The sequence below is a fragment of the Exiguobacterium sp. s91 genome, from assembly GCF_018618915.1.
Lineage (GTDB): Bacteria > Bacillota > Bacilli > Exiguobacteriales > Exiguobacteriaceae > Exiguobacterium_A > Exiguobacterium_A abrahamii.
Map to the genome: position 1 here is coordinate 45,193 of NZ_JACSMZ010000004.1, position 15,317 is coordinate 60,509.

Genomic DNA, 15,317 nt, shown 5'->3' on the forward strand with positions numbered 1-15,317 from the left:
CTCCTCTCTGTATTTGAATCGATTCCAGTCCTTGTGAATCGTTCTGCTGTTCTTTCCCTACCATACTATACTCTTTTTCCATTCATCTCTGATATCGACACAATGGTGACAGTTGTGACATATTTGTGAACGGAACACATTTGCGTGATTTTTTTGAAAAAAAGATATATGATTAAATAACAGGAAAAAGAAGGTTTAGTTTAGGTAAATATGGGGGATAAAAATGTTTCATAACATTCAATCGCGTTCGTTCGCACGACGCTTCACGAAAACATTGGTTTTTGCATTTTTTGCGTTCCTTGCTACGATTGGAATCGTCTTCGCAGAAGGATCGAACAGTACGGATATGACACCGAAGACACCAGCGCTTCAGCAAATCGATCGCCCTTAAAATCTACACCTTCCGTGTGGATTTTTTATTTTTTCCGGACATTTACAGGACGATAAAGGAAAATCACGACTTACCTCGAATTGTAATGGACATACCATTATTTTAATTTCGAGGAGGAAACGGACGTGCTCTTCTACTTATTCACGACGATTGCGGGTCTCATCACTACATATTTAAGTTTTGTTACCGGTTATTATACGAGTTCGATCGGTGTGTTCGTCTTTACGCTAGCGATTTGTCTGTCACTATCATCAATCCGCCAGCTGATACGTACGTCCTATCTGACTTACATTGAATACATCCAACACCGTCGTGTCAAAAAACAATACGAACGGATGAAAAAGCGTGAACTTTCTTATCAAGTCTCCTATCCTCAACAAGATTCCAGCACACCACTTGCATTCTCCGCGACAGACCAGCATGATAAGTAAAGAACACGATTTCATCATCTAGGAGGAACAGATTCATTATGAACGAAATCCCTTTATCAAACGGTTGGACACTTCGCTACTCCCCTGTCATCGATTTATGGTTGAAGGAAGATGGCGTACTGCTCGTAGATCACGAAGATAAGGTCCGCTTGACTCTCATTTTGGATGAGGAAACGATGGAAATCAAACAGATCGACAATACGAACGCTACGTTCTCTGTTGATCCAACGACACGTCGCCTCACCTTTGAACTAGGAGAAAGCGAAGAGGAATCTGAACCTCGTTACTGGGAATAATCACGCAGACCGGGTGCGACGCCCGGTCTTTTTTTGTACAATAACATCAGTAATGAAAAAAGGAGCTGTCACTTCACCATGATACGTACTGTCATATGGTTCATTTATTTTGGACTTGTCTTACCCTGTACCTTACCGTTTTTACCTAGTGCAAAACGTCGAACGCACCTCGCGCGCTATGCATTCGTCCAGCGTGTAGCAAGTGCCTGGGCAAACTCTCTTCTCCGACTCGCTGGTGTTCGTGTCAACGTGACGGGTCGTGAACACATCCCAGCAAACGAACCCGTCGTTTTCATCTCGAATCACCAAGGGAACTTCGATGTTCCGATTCTACTTGGAACAATCGATAAACCGAAAGCATTCATCTCAAAAATCGAAGTGAATAAAATTCCAATCGTCAATGTTTGGATGAATCTGATGGGATGTGTCATGATCGATCGAAAAGATCGACGCCAATCGCTGAAAGCGATTCGTTCTGGTGTCGAGACGATCAAGGACGGACAATCGATGATCATCTTCCCGGAAGGAACACGCTCCAAAGGCGGTCCAATGGCGGAGTTCAAAGCGGGTAGCTTCACACTCGCGACCTCAAGTGGCGCTCGTGTCGTACCCGTCGCAATTTCAGGAAGTTATCGTGTCATGGAGGAGACGGGTAAGATTCGTCCTGCCACGGTCGACGTCACGATCTTACCGTCGATTGATCCGAGTACGATGACACAGAAAGAACTCGTCCAAACAGTCGAACAGCAAATCAAACAGATTGTAGAAGGTGTCTAATATGTTAATGAAAGCAGAAAATCTCAAAAAAGAATTCGCCGATAAAATCGTCTTCGAAGATGTGACATTCTCCGTCTCACCTGGCGACCGGATTGGCATCATCGGCGTCAATGGTACCGGTAAGTCGACACTCCTGCATATCTTGGCAGGTAAAGAGACGGCAGACGCTGGTACGATGCATCACCCGAATGATTATCGGATCCGCTTGCTATCGCAAACGACCGATTATCCGGAAGACCAAACGGTCATGGAAGTACTCCTGTCTGGTGATACACCAACGATTAACGCGTTACGTCACTATGAAACAGCGCGTCTAGCACTCGAACAAGATCCGACGAGTGAAACACTACTCAATCGCTTCATCACAGCTCAGACAGAAGTCGATGCTGCGCAAGCTTGGGACACGGAATCACGCTTAAAGATGATTTTAAACAAACTCGGCATCCTCGACTTGAACGCGTTGATCGGCTCTCTTTCCGGAGGACAACGCAAGCGTGTCGGACTCGCTGAAGCTTTACTTGATGAAGCCGATCTTCTCCTGCTCGATGAGCCGACGAACGAACTCGATGCTGAGACGATCAGTTGGCTTGAGACTCAAATCAAGGAATACCGTGGTGCGATTCTACTGATTACCCACGATCGCTATTTCTTGAATCGTGTGACGAATCATATGATGGAAATCGCGAACGGTACGGCTTATTTCTATGTCGGAAACTATGAATCGTTTCTTGAGAAACGTGCCGAACGTCGTGAACGGACGGCTTCTATGGAAGAAAAACGTCAAAACATCCTCCGTCGTGAACTCGCCTGGTTGCGCCGCGGAGCAAAGGCACGGACGACGAAACAAAAAGCGCGGATCCAGCGCGTGGATGCTTTACAAGACCTCTCGTACGAGGAAGAAGAATCAACACTCGAAGTACAGGTCGGTTCGACCCGTCTTGGTAAAAAAGTCATCGAAGCGCATGATGTCTCGCATCGATTTGGTGAACGGACCCTTTTTGAATCGTTTAACGCTCTGATTGGACGGAAAGAACGGTATGGTATCGTAGGGCGAAACGGGAGTGGAAAATCAACACTTCTTTCAATCCTTGCGAAACGCTTAGAACCAACAACCGGTGAAATCATTCACGGCGAAACGGTGAAGATCGGCTTTTATGGGCAATTTGCCGAATTCACGCATCCCGAACGTCGTGTCATCGATGAGGTCGAACGAATCGCAAAAGTCATCACGACACTCGCTGGCGAGGAGATCACGGCAGGTCAGATGCTCGAACAGTTTCTCTTTAAACCGGAAGCCCAATATAAACAAATCGGTAAGCTTTCCGGCGGCGAAAAACGACGTCTGAAATTGTTGACGATTTTGATGGAAGAACCGAACGTCCTCTTCCTTGATGAGCCGACGAACGACTTGGATACTGAGACGTTATCCGTACTCGAAGATTATTTAGAATCATTCCCAGGCACCGTCATCACGGTCAGCCACGATCGCTACTTCCTCGACCGGGTCGTCAATCGCTTGATTGCATTTGAAGACGGGAATGTCGTCTTTTATTATGGACAATATACAGACTATCTTGAGCAAATGACAGCACCCGTTCCATCAATCGTTGTTGAAAAGACGGTTGAGGTTGCTACAGCAACAAAGATAGAGACGCCAAAGAAACTAAGTTATCAGGAACAACAAGATTGGGCAATCATTGAACAACAAATCGAAGAAAGTGAGGCAGAACTGGAGCAATTAGAAGCCGAACTTGCTTCGGCAGGAAGCGATCTCGGTAAAGTCAATGAACTGTATCAAGCCATTGAAAAAACGAAAGCGATGCTTGATGAACGGATGGAGTATTGGACGTACCTTTCTGAAAAAATCGAGGCATTTGAAAACTATCGTCAATCTAATCAATAATTTCGATAAGCGGAGTTCTTCCTTAAAGAAGAACCCCGCTTTTTTCATGAAATGGGAATTGCCTCTTATTTTCATTTTAAATCTGAAAATAAATGTGAATTCAAACTAGATATCGGGTAATGTTATAGCATATTTCATTTTCATGGAAGGCTTGCGAAAGGAGGAGTTCCGGTGAAACGGATCGTTCAAAACATCTACCCTACCGTCGCATTCTACTTAGTTGTCACGTACACCCTGCTCTGGCTATTGCCACAAGATCGCTCGTTACAACTTTCAGCGATCATTAGTCTAGTCGGTTCTTTCGTCATTTTCCTACTTAGTCAATCGAAGGCTTTCAAACAATCTTCCATTCCATATAAATGGTTATCGGTCGCCTTTTTCTCGTATTTTCTAGGCGATCTCCTCAATATAATTGGTCGTCTTTTTCAATGGAACGCTGTTAACCTGAACGTCTTACTGGATCTGCCTTATACGGTTCATTTAACGATGATGGTCATCTTCTTATTTCGGCAGTTGGATTTGACTTTGTTTCAAAAACAAAAATTATTGATTCTTGATTCTTTAACATTGTTCACTGTATCGATGATTGCTGGATACATCGCTATTTTCCGCTTTGTCCCCTCTTATACGCGAACGGTGCTCGAGCAAATCAGTTGGACCTTCTATGCCTTCTTGACGATTCTGTTGACGCTGTTCTTTTTCTTACTTTATGCTTCTGGACTAAAGCGAAACGTATCGAGATTAGGGTTCCTCTTCCTAGTACTCGGAACGTTCGTGCTCGGTATGACGAACTTTATTTTTTATACGTTGTTATTGAACGGTGAACCGCGAATAGCTGGTTTATTGCTTCCGCTATACCCACTCAGCGGACTCTTCATCCTTGCCTTCATGAATACTCGCGCTCTTCCCATCAGTCATGAACAACAAGCAACTCTTATTCGGGTCGAAACACTTACGCGTTCCTTGATGTCGTACATCTTATTATCTGTACTGATTCTCTATATTACATTCTTCCCTGTCTCCCAAACCTTCTTCTCACTTTCCGTCGGCATTACGTTTTTATTATTTTTAACACGACAGCTTTTTTCATATCAGGAAAATCTGCGGTTGTTACAGGAAACAACAGCACTGCAAACGAATCTAGAAGACATCGTCCATCAAAAGACAGCACTCTTACAGTTACGCGAAAAAGAACTAACGTCGCTTTTTCTATCTTATCCAGAAGTTGTTCTTGAAATCGATGCTACGTATCAGATTCGATCTGTCAATCCAGCTGCTGTCGAAGCTGGATGGAGCGATTTACCGCTCGGACCGAGCCAACGGCTACAACTCGATCGACTCATTCCATTACTTCAACAAGCGCAGCTGATTTATCCCTCTCACTTGCTACATGTACCGGCCACGGAGGAACATCCGGAAATCTTTTTGAATACGACAATCATCGATATCCCGGATCAACAACGCTATTTCGTCATCTTGGCGGATATCACGGAAGATTATCAACAGGAAGTATGGCTAGAACGTATGGGGTACCATGATTCGCTCACGCATTTGCCAAACCGGCGTTACTTCGAGGAACAACTTTATCTGACTCTGCCGACGTTAGAATACGGCTCCTTACTATTCATTGATTTAGACGGTTTCAAACAAATCAATGACACTTATGGGCATGATGTTGGTGACCTCGTTTTACAAGAGACGGCGAGCCGCCTTCAATCGATGACGACGTCAACTGATCTCGTTGCACGTCTTGGAGGAGATGAGTTCTTGATCTTCATTCAGGCATCTGCTTCGGAAACACGCCAGTTTGCCGAACACGTTCTCGAAGTTCTAAATCATCCGTTCTACATCCAGACACATACGCTTCAAGTCACACCATCAATCGGAATTTCCTTATACCCTGAAGATGGTAAAAGCTCTGAACAATTATTGATTCGAGCAGATGAAGCCATGTACCATATTAAGAAGACCGAAAAAAACAATTTTTTGTTCGCTACTCAAATTAAACGTTAGGAGGGAGTTCATGCTTAAATCGAACTATTTCATCCGTTGGTTTCCTGCCATGCTCGTCATATCTTTTGCTCTAATGATCCTTGCTACATGGACTCCTTCCATCTCTAATCGGATCGTTGAACAAGTACTACAGTATGCCTCTCTTGGATTGATTGCTTACTTTATTCTTACTGCTTATCGTAAGGAACAAACATTGGTCGTACCCAGACGAAAGTTTTGGCTGATCGCTTTAGGATCACTGGCTTTATCCTGCATCGGTTCCGTTCTTGAGACATTACATTTCTTCGATCAAGACTTTCCAGTTCCATCTATTTATAGCCTGATTTTATTTTCAATATCTCATTACGTATTCTTATACGCGATTTTTTACCGAATCATCACAAAACGGACACTCGGACAACACGTGCTCGCTTTCGTCGATGCCGCGATCATCGTCGTTTTCATAGCACTTGTTGCGTTTCATGTCCTCAATGAATTGACGAATCCGGGACTGCAAACTGTTCCTTATGCCATCATCGTCATTACGAATACATCACTCGGTTTATTCGTCTTCTTCTATTTCACGTTCATTCAAGAAACTCATTGGGTATCAAGGATGGCATTATTCTTATTGTTCTTATCCATTTTCATTCGCGGTATCTACGAAGTCTCAAGTGTTTATTTCCCGGACTTCTCAGCAAATTATCTATTGTTTTTCCCGATCTTGATCCGTTTGGCGCAAAGTGCAGCTATTTTATGGCATATTGATCATATTGAAGAAGGAACCACTCGAACGAAGGTCATTCCCCGTTCCTGGCTCCCTCTACTGGCCGTTCCTTTATTCATTCACTATATGGTGGAACAAGAAGGCGGGAAGCTCGATATCTTCATCATTTTAGTTTTACTAATCATTCGACAAATCTTGATTGCTCGTCAGCATAGGTTGATCGTTGCACAATTACACGAACGGAATGAACAACTCGCTTCACGCATCGAACATCGCAAACAACAAATCAAAGATAGTGAACAGCAAGTCATTCCACTCTTTCTCGGTCATCCTGACCCGATGATTCGACTCGATCAATCTGGAACGGCACTATACGCAAATTTAGCTGCCCAACGTCTGTTTCATTTACCCGACATGACGATTGAACATATACCTCGTACGATGCGTCACTTATTAGAAACACTTGAGACAGATATCGATGAGTATGAAGATGAACAACACAGAAAGTATGAGATCATTGATATTCCGATTCAGATTGCTGCCACCTCGATGGGACGTTTCACGATTTTACATGACGTCACTGAACGAAAGCTCCGGCAAAAAAGGATCGAATACCACGCCTACCATGACGCCTTGACAAGTATCGGAAACCGTCGTTCGTTGGAGCGAGATTTTTCAAACCATCTCCTCGAGATGAATTATCTTGCGGTAGTCGATTTAGACGGTTTTAAGCAAGTCAATGATACGTATGGTCATGAAGCAGGTGATTACGTATTGATCGAAGTCGCGAAACGATTGAGCGAGCATACGAATTCTTTAGAACAGGTGTATCGACTTGGTGGAGATGAGTTCGCGATCCTCTTACACGCCGATGATGAACTGTCCTTACGTCGAAAATGTAAATCCTTCTTACACTTTTTAAGACGTCCTTACGTTTATAAAGGACAATCCTTATTCGTTTCTGCAAGCATCGGTGTGACCGCGTGTCATAAGGCTGATCTTGAAACATGCTTAAAGCAAGCCGACCTTGCCATGTATCGCGTGAAACATCGGGATAAAAACGATGTCGCCCTATATCGAGCAGATTCATGAAAAAAACCTAGAATACGTTGACCATAATCAGGTCATGTATTCTAGGTTTTTTCAATTATTCTTCTGGTCTCGGTGAAATATTGCCTTCTTCGATATCGAGGAGTAAGTCAATCAATTCCGCACAAAATTCTGGATACTGACGAAGCAACGCGTCTTCTCCTACTTCATCCACGAAGTCCGTCAACAAAGCGAGGACTTCTGGTACCAGTGCGCGCGCTACTTTCATATAGGCAATCGCAAAGCGCCATTTCCCAGAAATGTAGAGCAGTTTTCCAATCAACAAATCACCTGGTTCGACTTCAATCTCAGACAAATCCGTTTGATACGTCTGTTTTGACATTAAATCAACGACACCATCCGCCTCGACTTGAAACAACGAAGGCATCGGGTCCGCTAATCCACGCAAGGCGCGGTAGAGGCTAGGCGATAACTCTTCTTTGACCTGCTCAAGAAAACGACCGTGCGGCGTTTTTCCTTGATCATCCGTCTCATAGAAGATTGCCCAATCTACGAATAAGTCCCGGAACAATTCAGCATCTTTTAAATACCAACGTCCCTCCGTCGCAATCTCTTCAATGAAAGCGACCCAATCCGTACTACGCGCTGTCGCTGCTTCTTGATACATCTTCTTCAAGGCTGCATTCATTTCCGCTTCAGAAACCGTCGTCGGAAACGGAATTACTTTTCGATCGTTCTTCATTTCGATCGCCCTTTCCGGTGAGGAGTAGCCGGTCGTTTAATCGTCTGAGGTGCTGTGAATTCACGTTTTGGAATGACTTCCCCACGGTAAATTTCCATCGCTTCCATCTCGACGCCCATTTGCTTCGCAAGTGTTTTTAAGTGTTTTAAGTCTTGATCCGTAACAAGAGCAAGTACCATTCCGTTCGCGTTTCCACGTCCCGTCCGACCTGAACGGTGTACGAAATCGTCAAGCGACTCCGGCAAATCATAATGGACGACATGCGTGACTGCTTCGATATCTAACCCACGTGCCGCAAGACCTGTCGTGACGAGTAAAGGAAACTCTCCCTTTTTATAAGAACGCAATGTCTCCATCCGCTCTCGTTTGCCTTTTTCAGCGTCTAAAATCCGGTATTTCAATGAGAATTTACTCAACTCGCCATTCAATGGTCCGAGGAAGGAACGGTTATTAATGAATGTCAGTACTTTTGATCCTTGCATGTTCGCCAGACGACGTAACAATTCCGGCTTCTGACGACGTGAAGTCTCCAAATAACCGAATGTCACTTGTGTACTGACGGCACGCTCAACTCGAATCGTCTCAGGGTTGTTTGCAAGCGTCCGTCCCCATTCTGCTGTCCGTTCCGGTAATGTCGCGGAGACGAATGCTAACTGACGATCGCGTAGTGCACTGTTTGCGATTCGCGTCGCCGAGTCACTCATACCACTCTCATAGATTTGATCCGCTTCGTCCAAGACGATCAATTTCACCTTATGCATCTTCAGCTTCTTCGAATCGATCAACTCAACGAGACGCCCTGGCGTTCCAACAATGATTTGTGGTTTTTTCTTCAATCGTTCATATTGTCGTTTTAATTCAACACCACCAATGAATGCACCGGATTTGATACCACTTCCTTGAGCAAACAATTGAATGACTTGATGAATTTGCATGACGAGTTCCCGTGTTGGTGCCGTGATCACGACTTGCACGTGTGGTTCTTCTACTTCAATCTTTTCTAAAGCTGGAATGACATAGGCAAGCGTCTTCCCTGTTCCTGTCGGCGCTTCCGCCAGGACATCTTTTCCTTCGCGCAACAACGGAATCGCTTGTTCTTGAACAGGCATCAACTCCGTAAAGCGTGCGCGTTCCCATGCTTCCTGTAAAAATGGTTTTGTAAAGTTCATAACGATTTCTCCTACTCTCTTAATTCCATCATGCCGTTACGTATTCGACATGATCTCCTGATGCATCACGGTATCCCCGTAATGTCTGTGTATATTCATTTCCTGCGTCGAGCAATCGAATATGGAATCGAATCTCGCTTTCACCGGCTTCTTCTTCTAAAATTTCGAATCCTTGGATGACACGATCCTGTAATTCTGCAGCGAGTGCCGGGTACTCCGCAAGACTCGCATACGTCGCTTTTACGTCAACCGGACGACGAACAAGCGCAATCCAATACGATTCATCATAGCCGATAAAGTCTTCATAATCAAAATCATCTTCAAACCGAATCCAGAATCCATCATTTTCGAATTCCGTGATCATTCCCGTTCGCGTTGAACCGTCCGATCCGATTTTCAGCGAGACCCAGTCTCCTGACTGATACTCTCCTTGTTGTGTTAATGATACATACTCCATTTGGCACACCTCCACGTTCTATATTCCCTTTTTCATTGTCAACGATACGTCTTAAAAATACAAGGCACCGTAGCGTGACATTCCTCACAGTTTCAACTGTTCTAGTGAATCTTTTTCAAATCAACTCATACAGTTTCCAAAAAACCTTGAATTAGCAATCTAAAACTGTTTTTTTTAAACTATTTTCATATGAATACAGAAATAAAGAAAGCCCGTCATATCAACGTTTGTCCACTTGTTAAAACATTCACATGAACGTAAAGGGAATCACCCCTTCCTTTTGTTACACTATTCACATAAGGAACTGATGATTAGCTCAATATTAAAGGAGTGGTATCCATGTTATTAGAAAAAACGAGTGCTTGGACGAACTTTACGTCTGGTGAATGGGTAAAGACGATTGATGTCGCAGACTTCATCCGACTCAATCGCACGGAATATACAGGAGATGATCACTTTTTAGTCGGTCCGACGCAAGCAACGGAACGTCTCTGGCAACAAATTCTACAGCTGACGAATGAAGAGCGACAACGTGGTGGTGTGTATGCCGTCGATGCTAAAACACCATCAACGATCCTCTCGCATGATGCAGGGTATCTGAATCGTTCACTCGAAAAAATCGTCGGTTTACAGACAGACGAACCGTTTAAACGTTCGATTCATCCGAACGGTGGGATTCGGATGGTGAATGATGCCCTAGCTGCGTATGGCTTTGAAGCAGACGAGACCGTCACGAAAACTTTCAGCGAGTACCGGAAGACACATAACCAAGGGGTTTTCGATGCCTATACCCCTGAGATGCGCGCTGCACGTAAAGCCGGTATTATCACCGGATTACCTGATGCTTATGGTCGCGGACGGATCATCGGTGACTATCGTCGTGTTGCTTTGTACGGAACGGCACGCTTGATCGAAGAACGTAAGAAGGATTTAAAGGCACGTGGCGGGTTCTTATCTGAATCGATGATTCGCGACCGTGAAGAGATGAATGAACAGTTGCGCGCATTAACGGAATTGACCGAGCTTGGAGCTCGCTATGGTTTCGATCTCTCCCGCCCTGCAGAAACAGCACAAGAAGCATTCCAGTGGGTCTATCTTGCCTATCTTGCTGCCATCAAAGAGCAAAACGGGGCAGCCATGTCACTCGGTCGAGTCTCGACGTTCCTTGATATTTATGTCGAACGTGATCTTGCGGCTGGTCGCTTGACGGAAGAGACTGCACAAGAACTCGTCGATCATTTCGTCATGAAGCTTCGGATCGTTAAGTTCTTACGGACACCAGACTACAACGATCTGTTCTCAGGTGATCCGACGTGGGTAACGGAATCAATCGGTGGAATGAGTGAAGATGGACGATCAAACGTCACGAAAAGTTCATTCCGCTTCTTACACACTCTCTCGACACTTGGTCCGGCACCGGAACCGAATCTAACCGTTCTCTGGTCTACTCAGCTTCCACGCGGATTCAAGGAATTCTGTGCGAAGATGTCGATCGTTTCAAGCTCGATTCAATATGAAAACGATGATTTGATGTTACCGGTTTATGGAGATGATTACGGCATCGCTTGTTGTGTCTCCGCGATGAAGATCGGGAAACAGATGCAGTTCTTCGGTGCGCGAGCAAACCTGGCAAAAGCATTACTCTATACGATCAATGGCGGAATGGACGAGAAGCTCAAAATCCAAGTTGCCCCAGCTACACCACTGATGCTCGATGAAGTACTCGATTACGAAACCGTCATGGCGGCTTATGATCGTCAACTCGATTGGCTCGCAGAACTGTACGTCAACACACTGAATGTCATCCACTACATGCATGATAAGTATAGCTACGAACGGATTGAAATGGCTTTACATGATCCAGAAATCTTACGGACGATGGCATGCGGTATCGCTGGTTTATCGGTCGTCGCTGACAGTCTATCCGCCATCCGTTACGCAACAGTTCGTCCAATCCGAGATGCGGATGGGATTGCAGTTGATTTCAAGATCGAAGGCGAGTTTCCGAAGTTCGGGAATAACGATGAACGGGTGGATCAGATGGCGGTCGATCTCGTCACACTGTTCATGGAGAAAATCCGTAAACATCCAACGTATCGCAATGCCCTTCCGACGCAGTCTGTCCTGACGATTACTTCAAACGTCGTCTACGGTAAAAAAACAGGAAATACGCCAGATGGACGCCGTGCGGGTGAACCATTCGCACCGGGTGCTAACCCGATGCATGGACGTGACACTAGAGGAGCTGTCGCCGCACTGACATCTGTCGGAAAATTACCATATGAACATGCGCTCGACGGGATTTCCTACACGTTCTCGATCGTGCCAAAAGCACTTGGTAAGGATGAAGACACACGCATTCGCAATACAGTCGGATTACTTGACGGATATATGGGTGGTACGACTTCAAAAGGACACCATTTGAATGTCAACGTCTTTGACCGTGAGACGTTACTCGATGCCATGGAGCATCCAGAAAAATATCCACAGTTAACGATTCGGGTATCCGGTTATGCCGTCAACTTCATTAAACTGACGCGTGAACAACAGATCGATGTCATCAATCGAACGTTCCACGGTTCTCTCTAAAATGATGTGTAGTATGTGAAAGGAAGTGAGCAGGATGACCTATGGTATGATCCATTCCGTTGAATCATGTGGAACAGTCGATGGTCCTGGCATTCGATTCATCGTCTTTACGCAAGGATGTCCACTACGATGTCAATACTGTCATAACGTGGATACATGGGAGTTCGGTTGCGGACGGCGTGTCTCAGCAGACGAAGTCGTAAAAGAAGCGATCAGCTATCGCTCCTTTTTCGAGGCCACGGGTGGCGGAATCACCTTCTCTGGAGGTGAACCGCTCGCTCAGCCTGAATTCTTGGAGGCTGCTTTAACAGAAGCAAAACGCCATGGACTGCATACGGTCATCGATACCGCGGGATCCGTCGTCCCGAAAAACATCGATGCGATTCTCGATGCGACAGATCTAGTACTACTCGATATCAAACATATCGACGATGCCGCTTGTCGCGTCTTGACTGGACGGAGTAACGCCAATACACTCGCCTTCGCAAAACGCCTAGCCGAGCGAAACATTCCCGTCTGGATTCGCCATGTCCTCGTTCCAGGTATTACGATGTCAGAACATTTCCTCCGTCAGACCGGCGAGTTCATCCGGACGCTCGGAAACGTCGAGCGCGTCGAAGTACTCCCGTATCATCAACTCGGTGTCTATAAGTGGGAAAACCTCGGTCATGCATATCCGTTAACTGATGTGCTTCCCCCTTCATCAGAAGAAACGGATACTGCGCAAACCTTACTTGAATCGTACTTGTGTTAACGTTTCCATTTTGTTACAATGACGGCATAGACTATGAACAGGAGGTACAACACCGAAATGAAGCAATCACTCGTACACGTCGCTTGATGAATGAAATCATCTCTTTCGCAATGCAGTTGCGGATGTCTGACGCTACGAGTCTGCTCTTTTTCGGTGTGACCAACCTCTGGCCAGCACCTTCTTTGAGTTACACTCCGGCACACCATCCGCTCGCTTCGGATGGTGTGTTTTTCATTTCATCTTATCGGAAATGAACACTAAAGGAGCTGCTTTTATGCCTACTGAAACACTTACGATCCAACACCTATCGATGGACTACGACGAACGACGCCTTTTCTCGGACGTTTCTTTTCATATTCATACCGGTGAACATGTCGCCTTAATCGGTCCGAACGGCATCGGAAAAACGACACTGTTACACTTGATCGCTGATCAACTTCAACCGACTGACGGTTCGATCAAGCGTCATTACAAAAAACTCGGTCTACTATCACAACACTTTGTGGCGGGCGATCACACCGTTCTTGATGTCGTCGAACGAGCGGATGCGGTTCGTTATCAACTTCGCGCTAATGCCATGAATGGTGACTTGACGATTTATCAACAAGCAATCGATCAGGACGCCTTCTCGCTGGAAGCAGATGCAGCACGCGTCTTAAAAGAAGTCAAATTAGAGGAAGCACTCTGGACACACAAAGCATCCAGTTTAAGCGGTGGTGAACAGACGCGCCTCCAACTTGCCTGTCTGCTTCTATCACGACCTGATTTCATCATTCTCGATGAACCGACGAATCATCTGGATCAAGAGACACTCGAGTGGCTCACGGAATGGGTCAACATGTCACGGACCTCGATTCTCTATGTCTCACACGAACGATTCTTCATCGACGCAACGGCTGATGCCGTCATTGAATTATCCGAATCAGGGGCAACGCGATACAGCGGAAACTATCATTCCTATAAAGAACAAAAGGAACATCAAGCTCTGTCGCAACAACGAGCGTACGAAAAACAAGAACGCACCCGTAAAGAGCTGACACGCATGATTCAAGGATACCGGCAATGGCATCAAAAAGCCTCGAATCAAGCGAGTGAACGGGATCCGTATGCGAAAAAGAAGGCTGCTAAACATGCGACGAAGGTCAAGGCAAAAGAGCAGCAACTCGAGCGTCTACTCGAGGATCGTGTACAAAAACCACAGGTTGCACCGACTGTTCACGTCGCATTCGAACATGAAGCGATTCGTGCGAAACGACTGATTTCGTTCGAACGTGTCTCATTCGTGCATGAGACGAAACCGATCCTAAACGACGTTTCGTTTACGGTAGAACGTGGTGACCGAATTGCTGTCATCGGACCGAATGGAAGCGGGAAAACGACCTTACTGCGTCTCATCGAGGGCGAATATGCTCCTCATCAAGGGAACGTAATCCGTCATCCTCGATTGAAGACCGGCTATTTTTCACAAGCCCTTTCCCACTTACCGACATCCGATACGTTGTTAGAGGCGTTACTTGAGTACGGCACGATGAGTGAAACGGACGCCCGGACGTTGCTCGCCTGCTTTTTATTCCGTCGCGATGATGTTTACCGGTCGATTTCCGACGCCAGTATGGGTGAGAAATGTCGGATCGCTTTCTTACGTCTGTATTTTTCTGGTGCTCACTTGCTTATTCTCGATGAACCAACGAACTATTTGGACCTTGCGACTCGTGAACAAATCGAAGCCGCCCTCGATGTTTTCCCTGGTGAGCTCATCTTCGTCTCTCACGATCGTTATTTTACCGATCGGCTGTCGAATCGGACGTTTGATTTAACGACTGGATTCAACGATCATCCGGTCGGAACGGCCACGGTACGAAACGCGCGCCGAAGTGACCCTGAAGCGATTCAATCCGACTTACATCGTCTTGATGCGTTGACGGGTAACGTGCCGTTCCATACAGAAACAAATGAATCACTTTCAAAAGAATAACGAGAAAAAAGCATCTGCATAGAAAAAGAGACTCCTTTTTCCGTTGCAGATGCTTTTCATATAT

Annotated in this window: 13 protein-coding genes; 10 read left to right on the top strand and 3 right to left on the bottom strand. The window is 45.5% G+C overall.

Annotated elements, in window-relative coordinates; all coding sequences use genetic code 11:
- Window positions 1–223 precede the first annotated feature (223 nt).
- From KNQ06_RS14700 to KNQ06_RS14730, 7 genes are all read left to right on the top strand, one after another.
- Window positions 224–391, top strand: a complete 168-nt coding sequence (locus KNQ06_RS14700; protein WP_023467274.1) for a hypothetical protein — start codon at window positions 224–226, stop codon at window positions 389–391.
- A gap of 125 nt (window positions 392–516) precedes the next feature.
- Complete coding sequence (locus KNQ06_RS14705) at window positions 517–822, top strand: hypothetical protein (protein ID WP_050678231.1); 306 nt, start codon at window positions 517–519, stop codon at window positions 820–822.
- 38 nt (window positions 823–860) lie between these two features.
- Window positions 861–1,118: a hypothetical protein gene (locus KNQ06_RS14710; RefSeq protein WP_023467272.1), complete on the top strand. Its 258-nt coding sequence runs from the start codon at window positions 861–863 to the stop codon at window positions 1,116–1,118.
- A gap of 78 nt (window positions 1,119–1,196) precedes the next feature.
- Window positions 1,197–1,895 (top strand): lysophospholipid acyltransferase family protein, encoded by a 699-nt coding sequence (locus KNQ06_RS14715; RefSeq protein WP_029340873.1) that lies wholly within the window; start codon window positions 1,197–1,199, stop codon window positions 1,893–1,895.
- A gap of 1 nt (window position 1,896) precedes the next feature.
- The gene (locus KNQ06_RS14720) at window positions 1,897–3,798 is read left to right on the top strand and encodes an ABC-F family ATP-binding cassette domain-containing protein (RefSeq protein WP_215148675.1); all 1,902 of its coding nucleotides are present in this window, start codon (window positions 1,897–1,899) and stop codon (window positions 3,796–3,798) included.
- Window positions 3,799–3,969: 171 nt separating this feature from the next.
- Window positions 3,970–5,811 (top strand): diguanylate cyclase domain-containing protein, encoded by a 1,842-nt coding sequence (locus tag KNQ06_RS17145; RefSeq protein WP_215148677.1) that lies wholly within the window; start codon window positions 3,970–3,972, stop codon window positions 5,809–5,811.
- A 10-nt stretch (window positions 5,812–5,821) separates the two neighbouring features.
- Window positions 5,822–7,609, top strand: a complete 1,788-nt coding sequence (locus KNQ06_RS14730) for a GGDEF domain-containing protein (RefSeq protein WP_149426869.1) — start codon at window positions 5,822–5,824, stop codon at window positions 7,607–7,609.
- A 55-nt stretch (window positions 7,610–7,664) separates the two neighbouring features.
- On the opposite strand, the gene KNQ06_RS14735 is transcribed toward KNQ06_RS14730, so the two are convergent.
- From KNQ06_RS14735 to KNQ06_RS14745, 3 genes are read right to left on the bottom strand one after another with little or no spacing between them, the layout of a single operon-like run.
- Window positions 7,665–8,309, bottom strand: coding sequence for a hypothetical protein (locus tag KNQ06_RS14735; RefSeq protein ID WP_149426868.1), 645 nt, complete (start codon window positions 8,307–8,309; stop codon window positions 7,665–7,667).
- On the bottom strand, window positions 8,306–9,478 hold the full coding sequence (locus tag KNQ06_RS14740) for a DEAD/DEAH box helicase (protein ID WP_023467266.1): 1,173 nt from the start codon (window positions 9,476–9,478) through the stop codon (window positions 8,306–8,308). Before KNQ06_RS14740 ends, KNQ06_RS14735 begins: the two co-directional genes overlap by 4 nt.
- A 28-nt stretch (window positions 9,479–9,506) precedes the next feature.
- Window positions 9,507–9,935 carry a hypothetical protein gene (locus KNQ06_RS14745; protein ID WP_023467265.1) on the bottom strand — a complete coding sequence of 143 codons (429 nt, stop codon included), beginning with the start codon at window positions 9,933–9,935 and terminating at the stop codon, window positions 9,507–9,509.
- 339 nt (window positions 9,936–10,274) lie between these two features.
- On the opposite strand from KNQ06_RS14745, the gene pflB reads away from it, so the two are divergent.
- The 3 genes from pflB (at window position 10,275) to abc-f (ending at window position 15,253) form a co-directional block, all read left to right on the top strand.
- Window positions 10,275–12,524 (top strand): formate C-acetyltransferase, encoded by a 2,250-nt coding sequence (gene pflB / locus KNQ06_RS14750; protein WP_149426866.1) that lies wholly within the window; start codon window positions 10,275–10,277, stop codon window positions 12,522–12,524.
- 34 nt (window positions 12,525–12,558) lie between these two features.
- The gene (gene pflA / locus KNQ06_RS14755) at window positions 12,559–13,278 is read left to right on the top strand and encodes a pyruvate formate-lyase-activating protein (protein WP_149426865.1); all 720 of its coding nucleotides are present in this window, start codon (window positions 12,559–12,561) and stop codon (window positions 13,276–13,278) included.
- Between the two features lie 274 nt (window positions 13,279–13,552).
- Entirely contained in the window at window positions 13,553–15,253 is a 1,701-nt protein-coding gene (gene abc-f / locus KNQ06_RS14760; protein ID WP_149426864.1) for a ribosomal protection-like ABC-F family protein, read from the top strand.
- Window positions 15,254–15,317 lie beyond the last annotated feature (64 nt).

Excerpts from the sequence above, each read along its gene's own strand:
- KNQ06_RS14700 (WP_023467274.1), top strand. The coding sequence starts at position 224 with ATGTTTCATAACATTCAATCGCGTTCGTTCGCACGACGCTTCACGAAA.
- KNQ06_RS14710 (WP_023467272.1), top strand. The coding sequence starts at position 861 with ATGAACGAAATCCCTTTATCAAACGGTTGGACACTTCGCTACTCCCCT.
- KNQ06_RS14715 (WP_029340873.1), top strand. The coding sequence starts at position 1,197 with ATGATACGTACTGTCATATGGTTCATTTATTTTGGACTTGTCTTACCC.
- KNQ06_RS14720 (WP_215148675.1), top strand. The coding sequence starts at position 1,897 with ATGTTAATGAAAGCAGAAAATCTCAAAAAAGAATTCGCCGATAAAATC.
- KNQ06_RS14730 (WP_149426869.1), top strand. The coding sequence starts at position 5,822 with ATGCTTAAATCGAACTATTTCATCCGTTGGTTTCCTGCCATGCTCGTC.
- KNQ06_RS14735 (WP_149426868.1), bottom strand. The coding sequence starts at position 8,309 with ATGAAGAACGATCGAAAAGTAATTCCGTTTCCGACGACGGTTTCTGAA.
- KNQ06_RS14740 (WP_023467266.1), bottom strand. The coding sequence starts at position 9,478 with ATGAACTTTACAAAACCATTTTTACAGGAAGCATGGGAACGCGCACGC.
- KNQ06_RS14745 (WP_023467265.1), bottom strand. The coding sequence starts at position 9,935 with ATGGAGTATGTATCATTAACACAACAAGGAGAGTATCAGTCAGGAGAC.
- pflB (WP_149426866.1), top strand. The coding sequence starts at position 10,275 with ATGTTATTAGAAAAAACGAGTGCTTGGACGAACTTTACGTCTGGTGAA.
- pflA (WP_149426865.1), top strand. The coding sequence starts at position 12,559 with ATGACCTATGGTATGATCCATTCCGTTGAATCATGTGGAACAGTCGAT.
- abc-f (WP_149426864.1), top strand. The coding sequence starts at position 13,553 with ATGCCTACTGAAACACTTACGATCCAACACCTATCGATGGACTACGAC.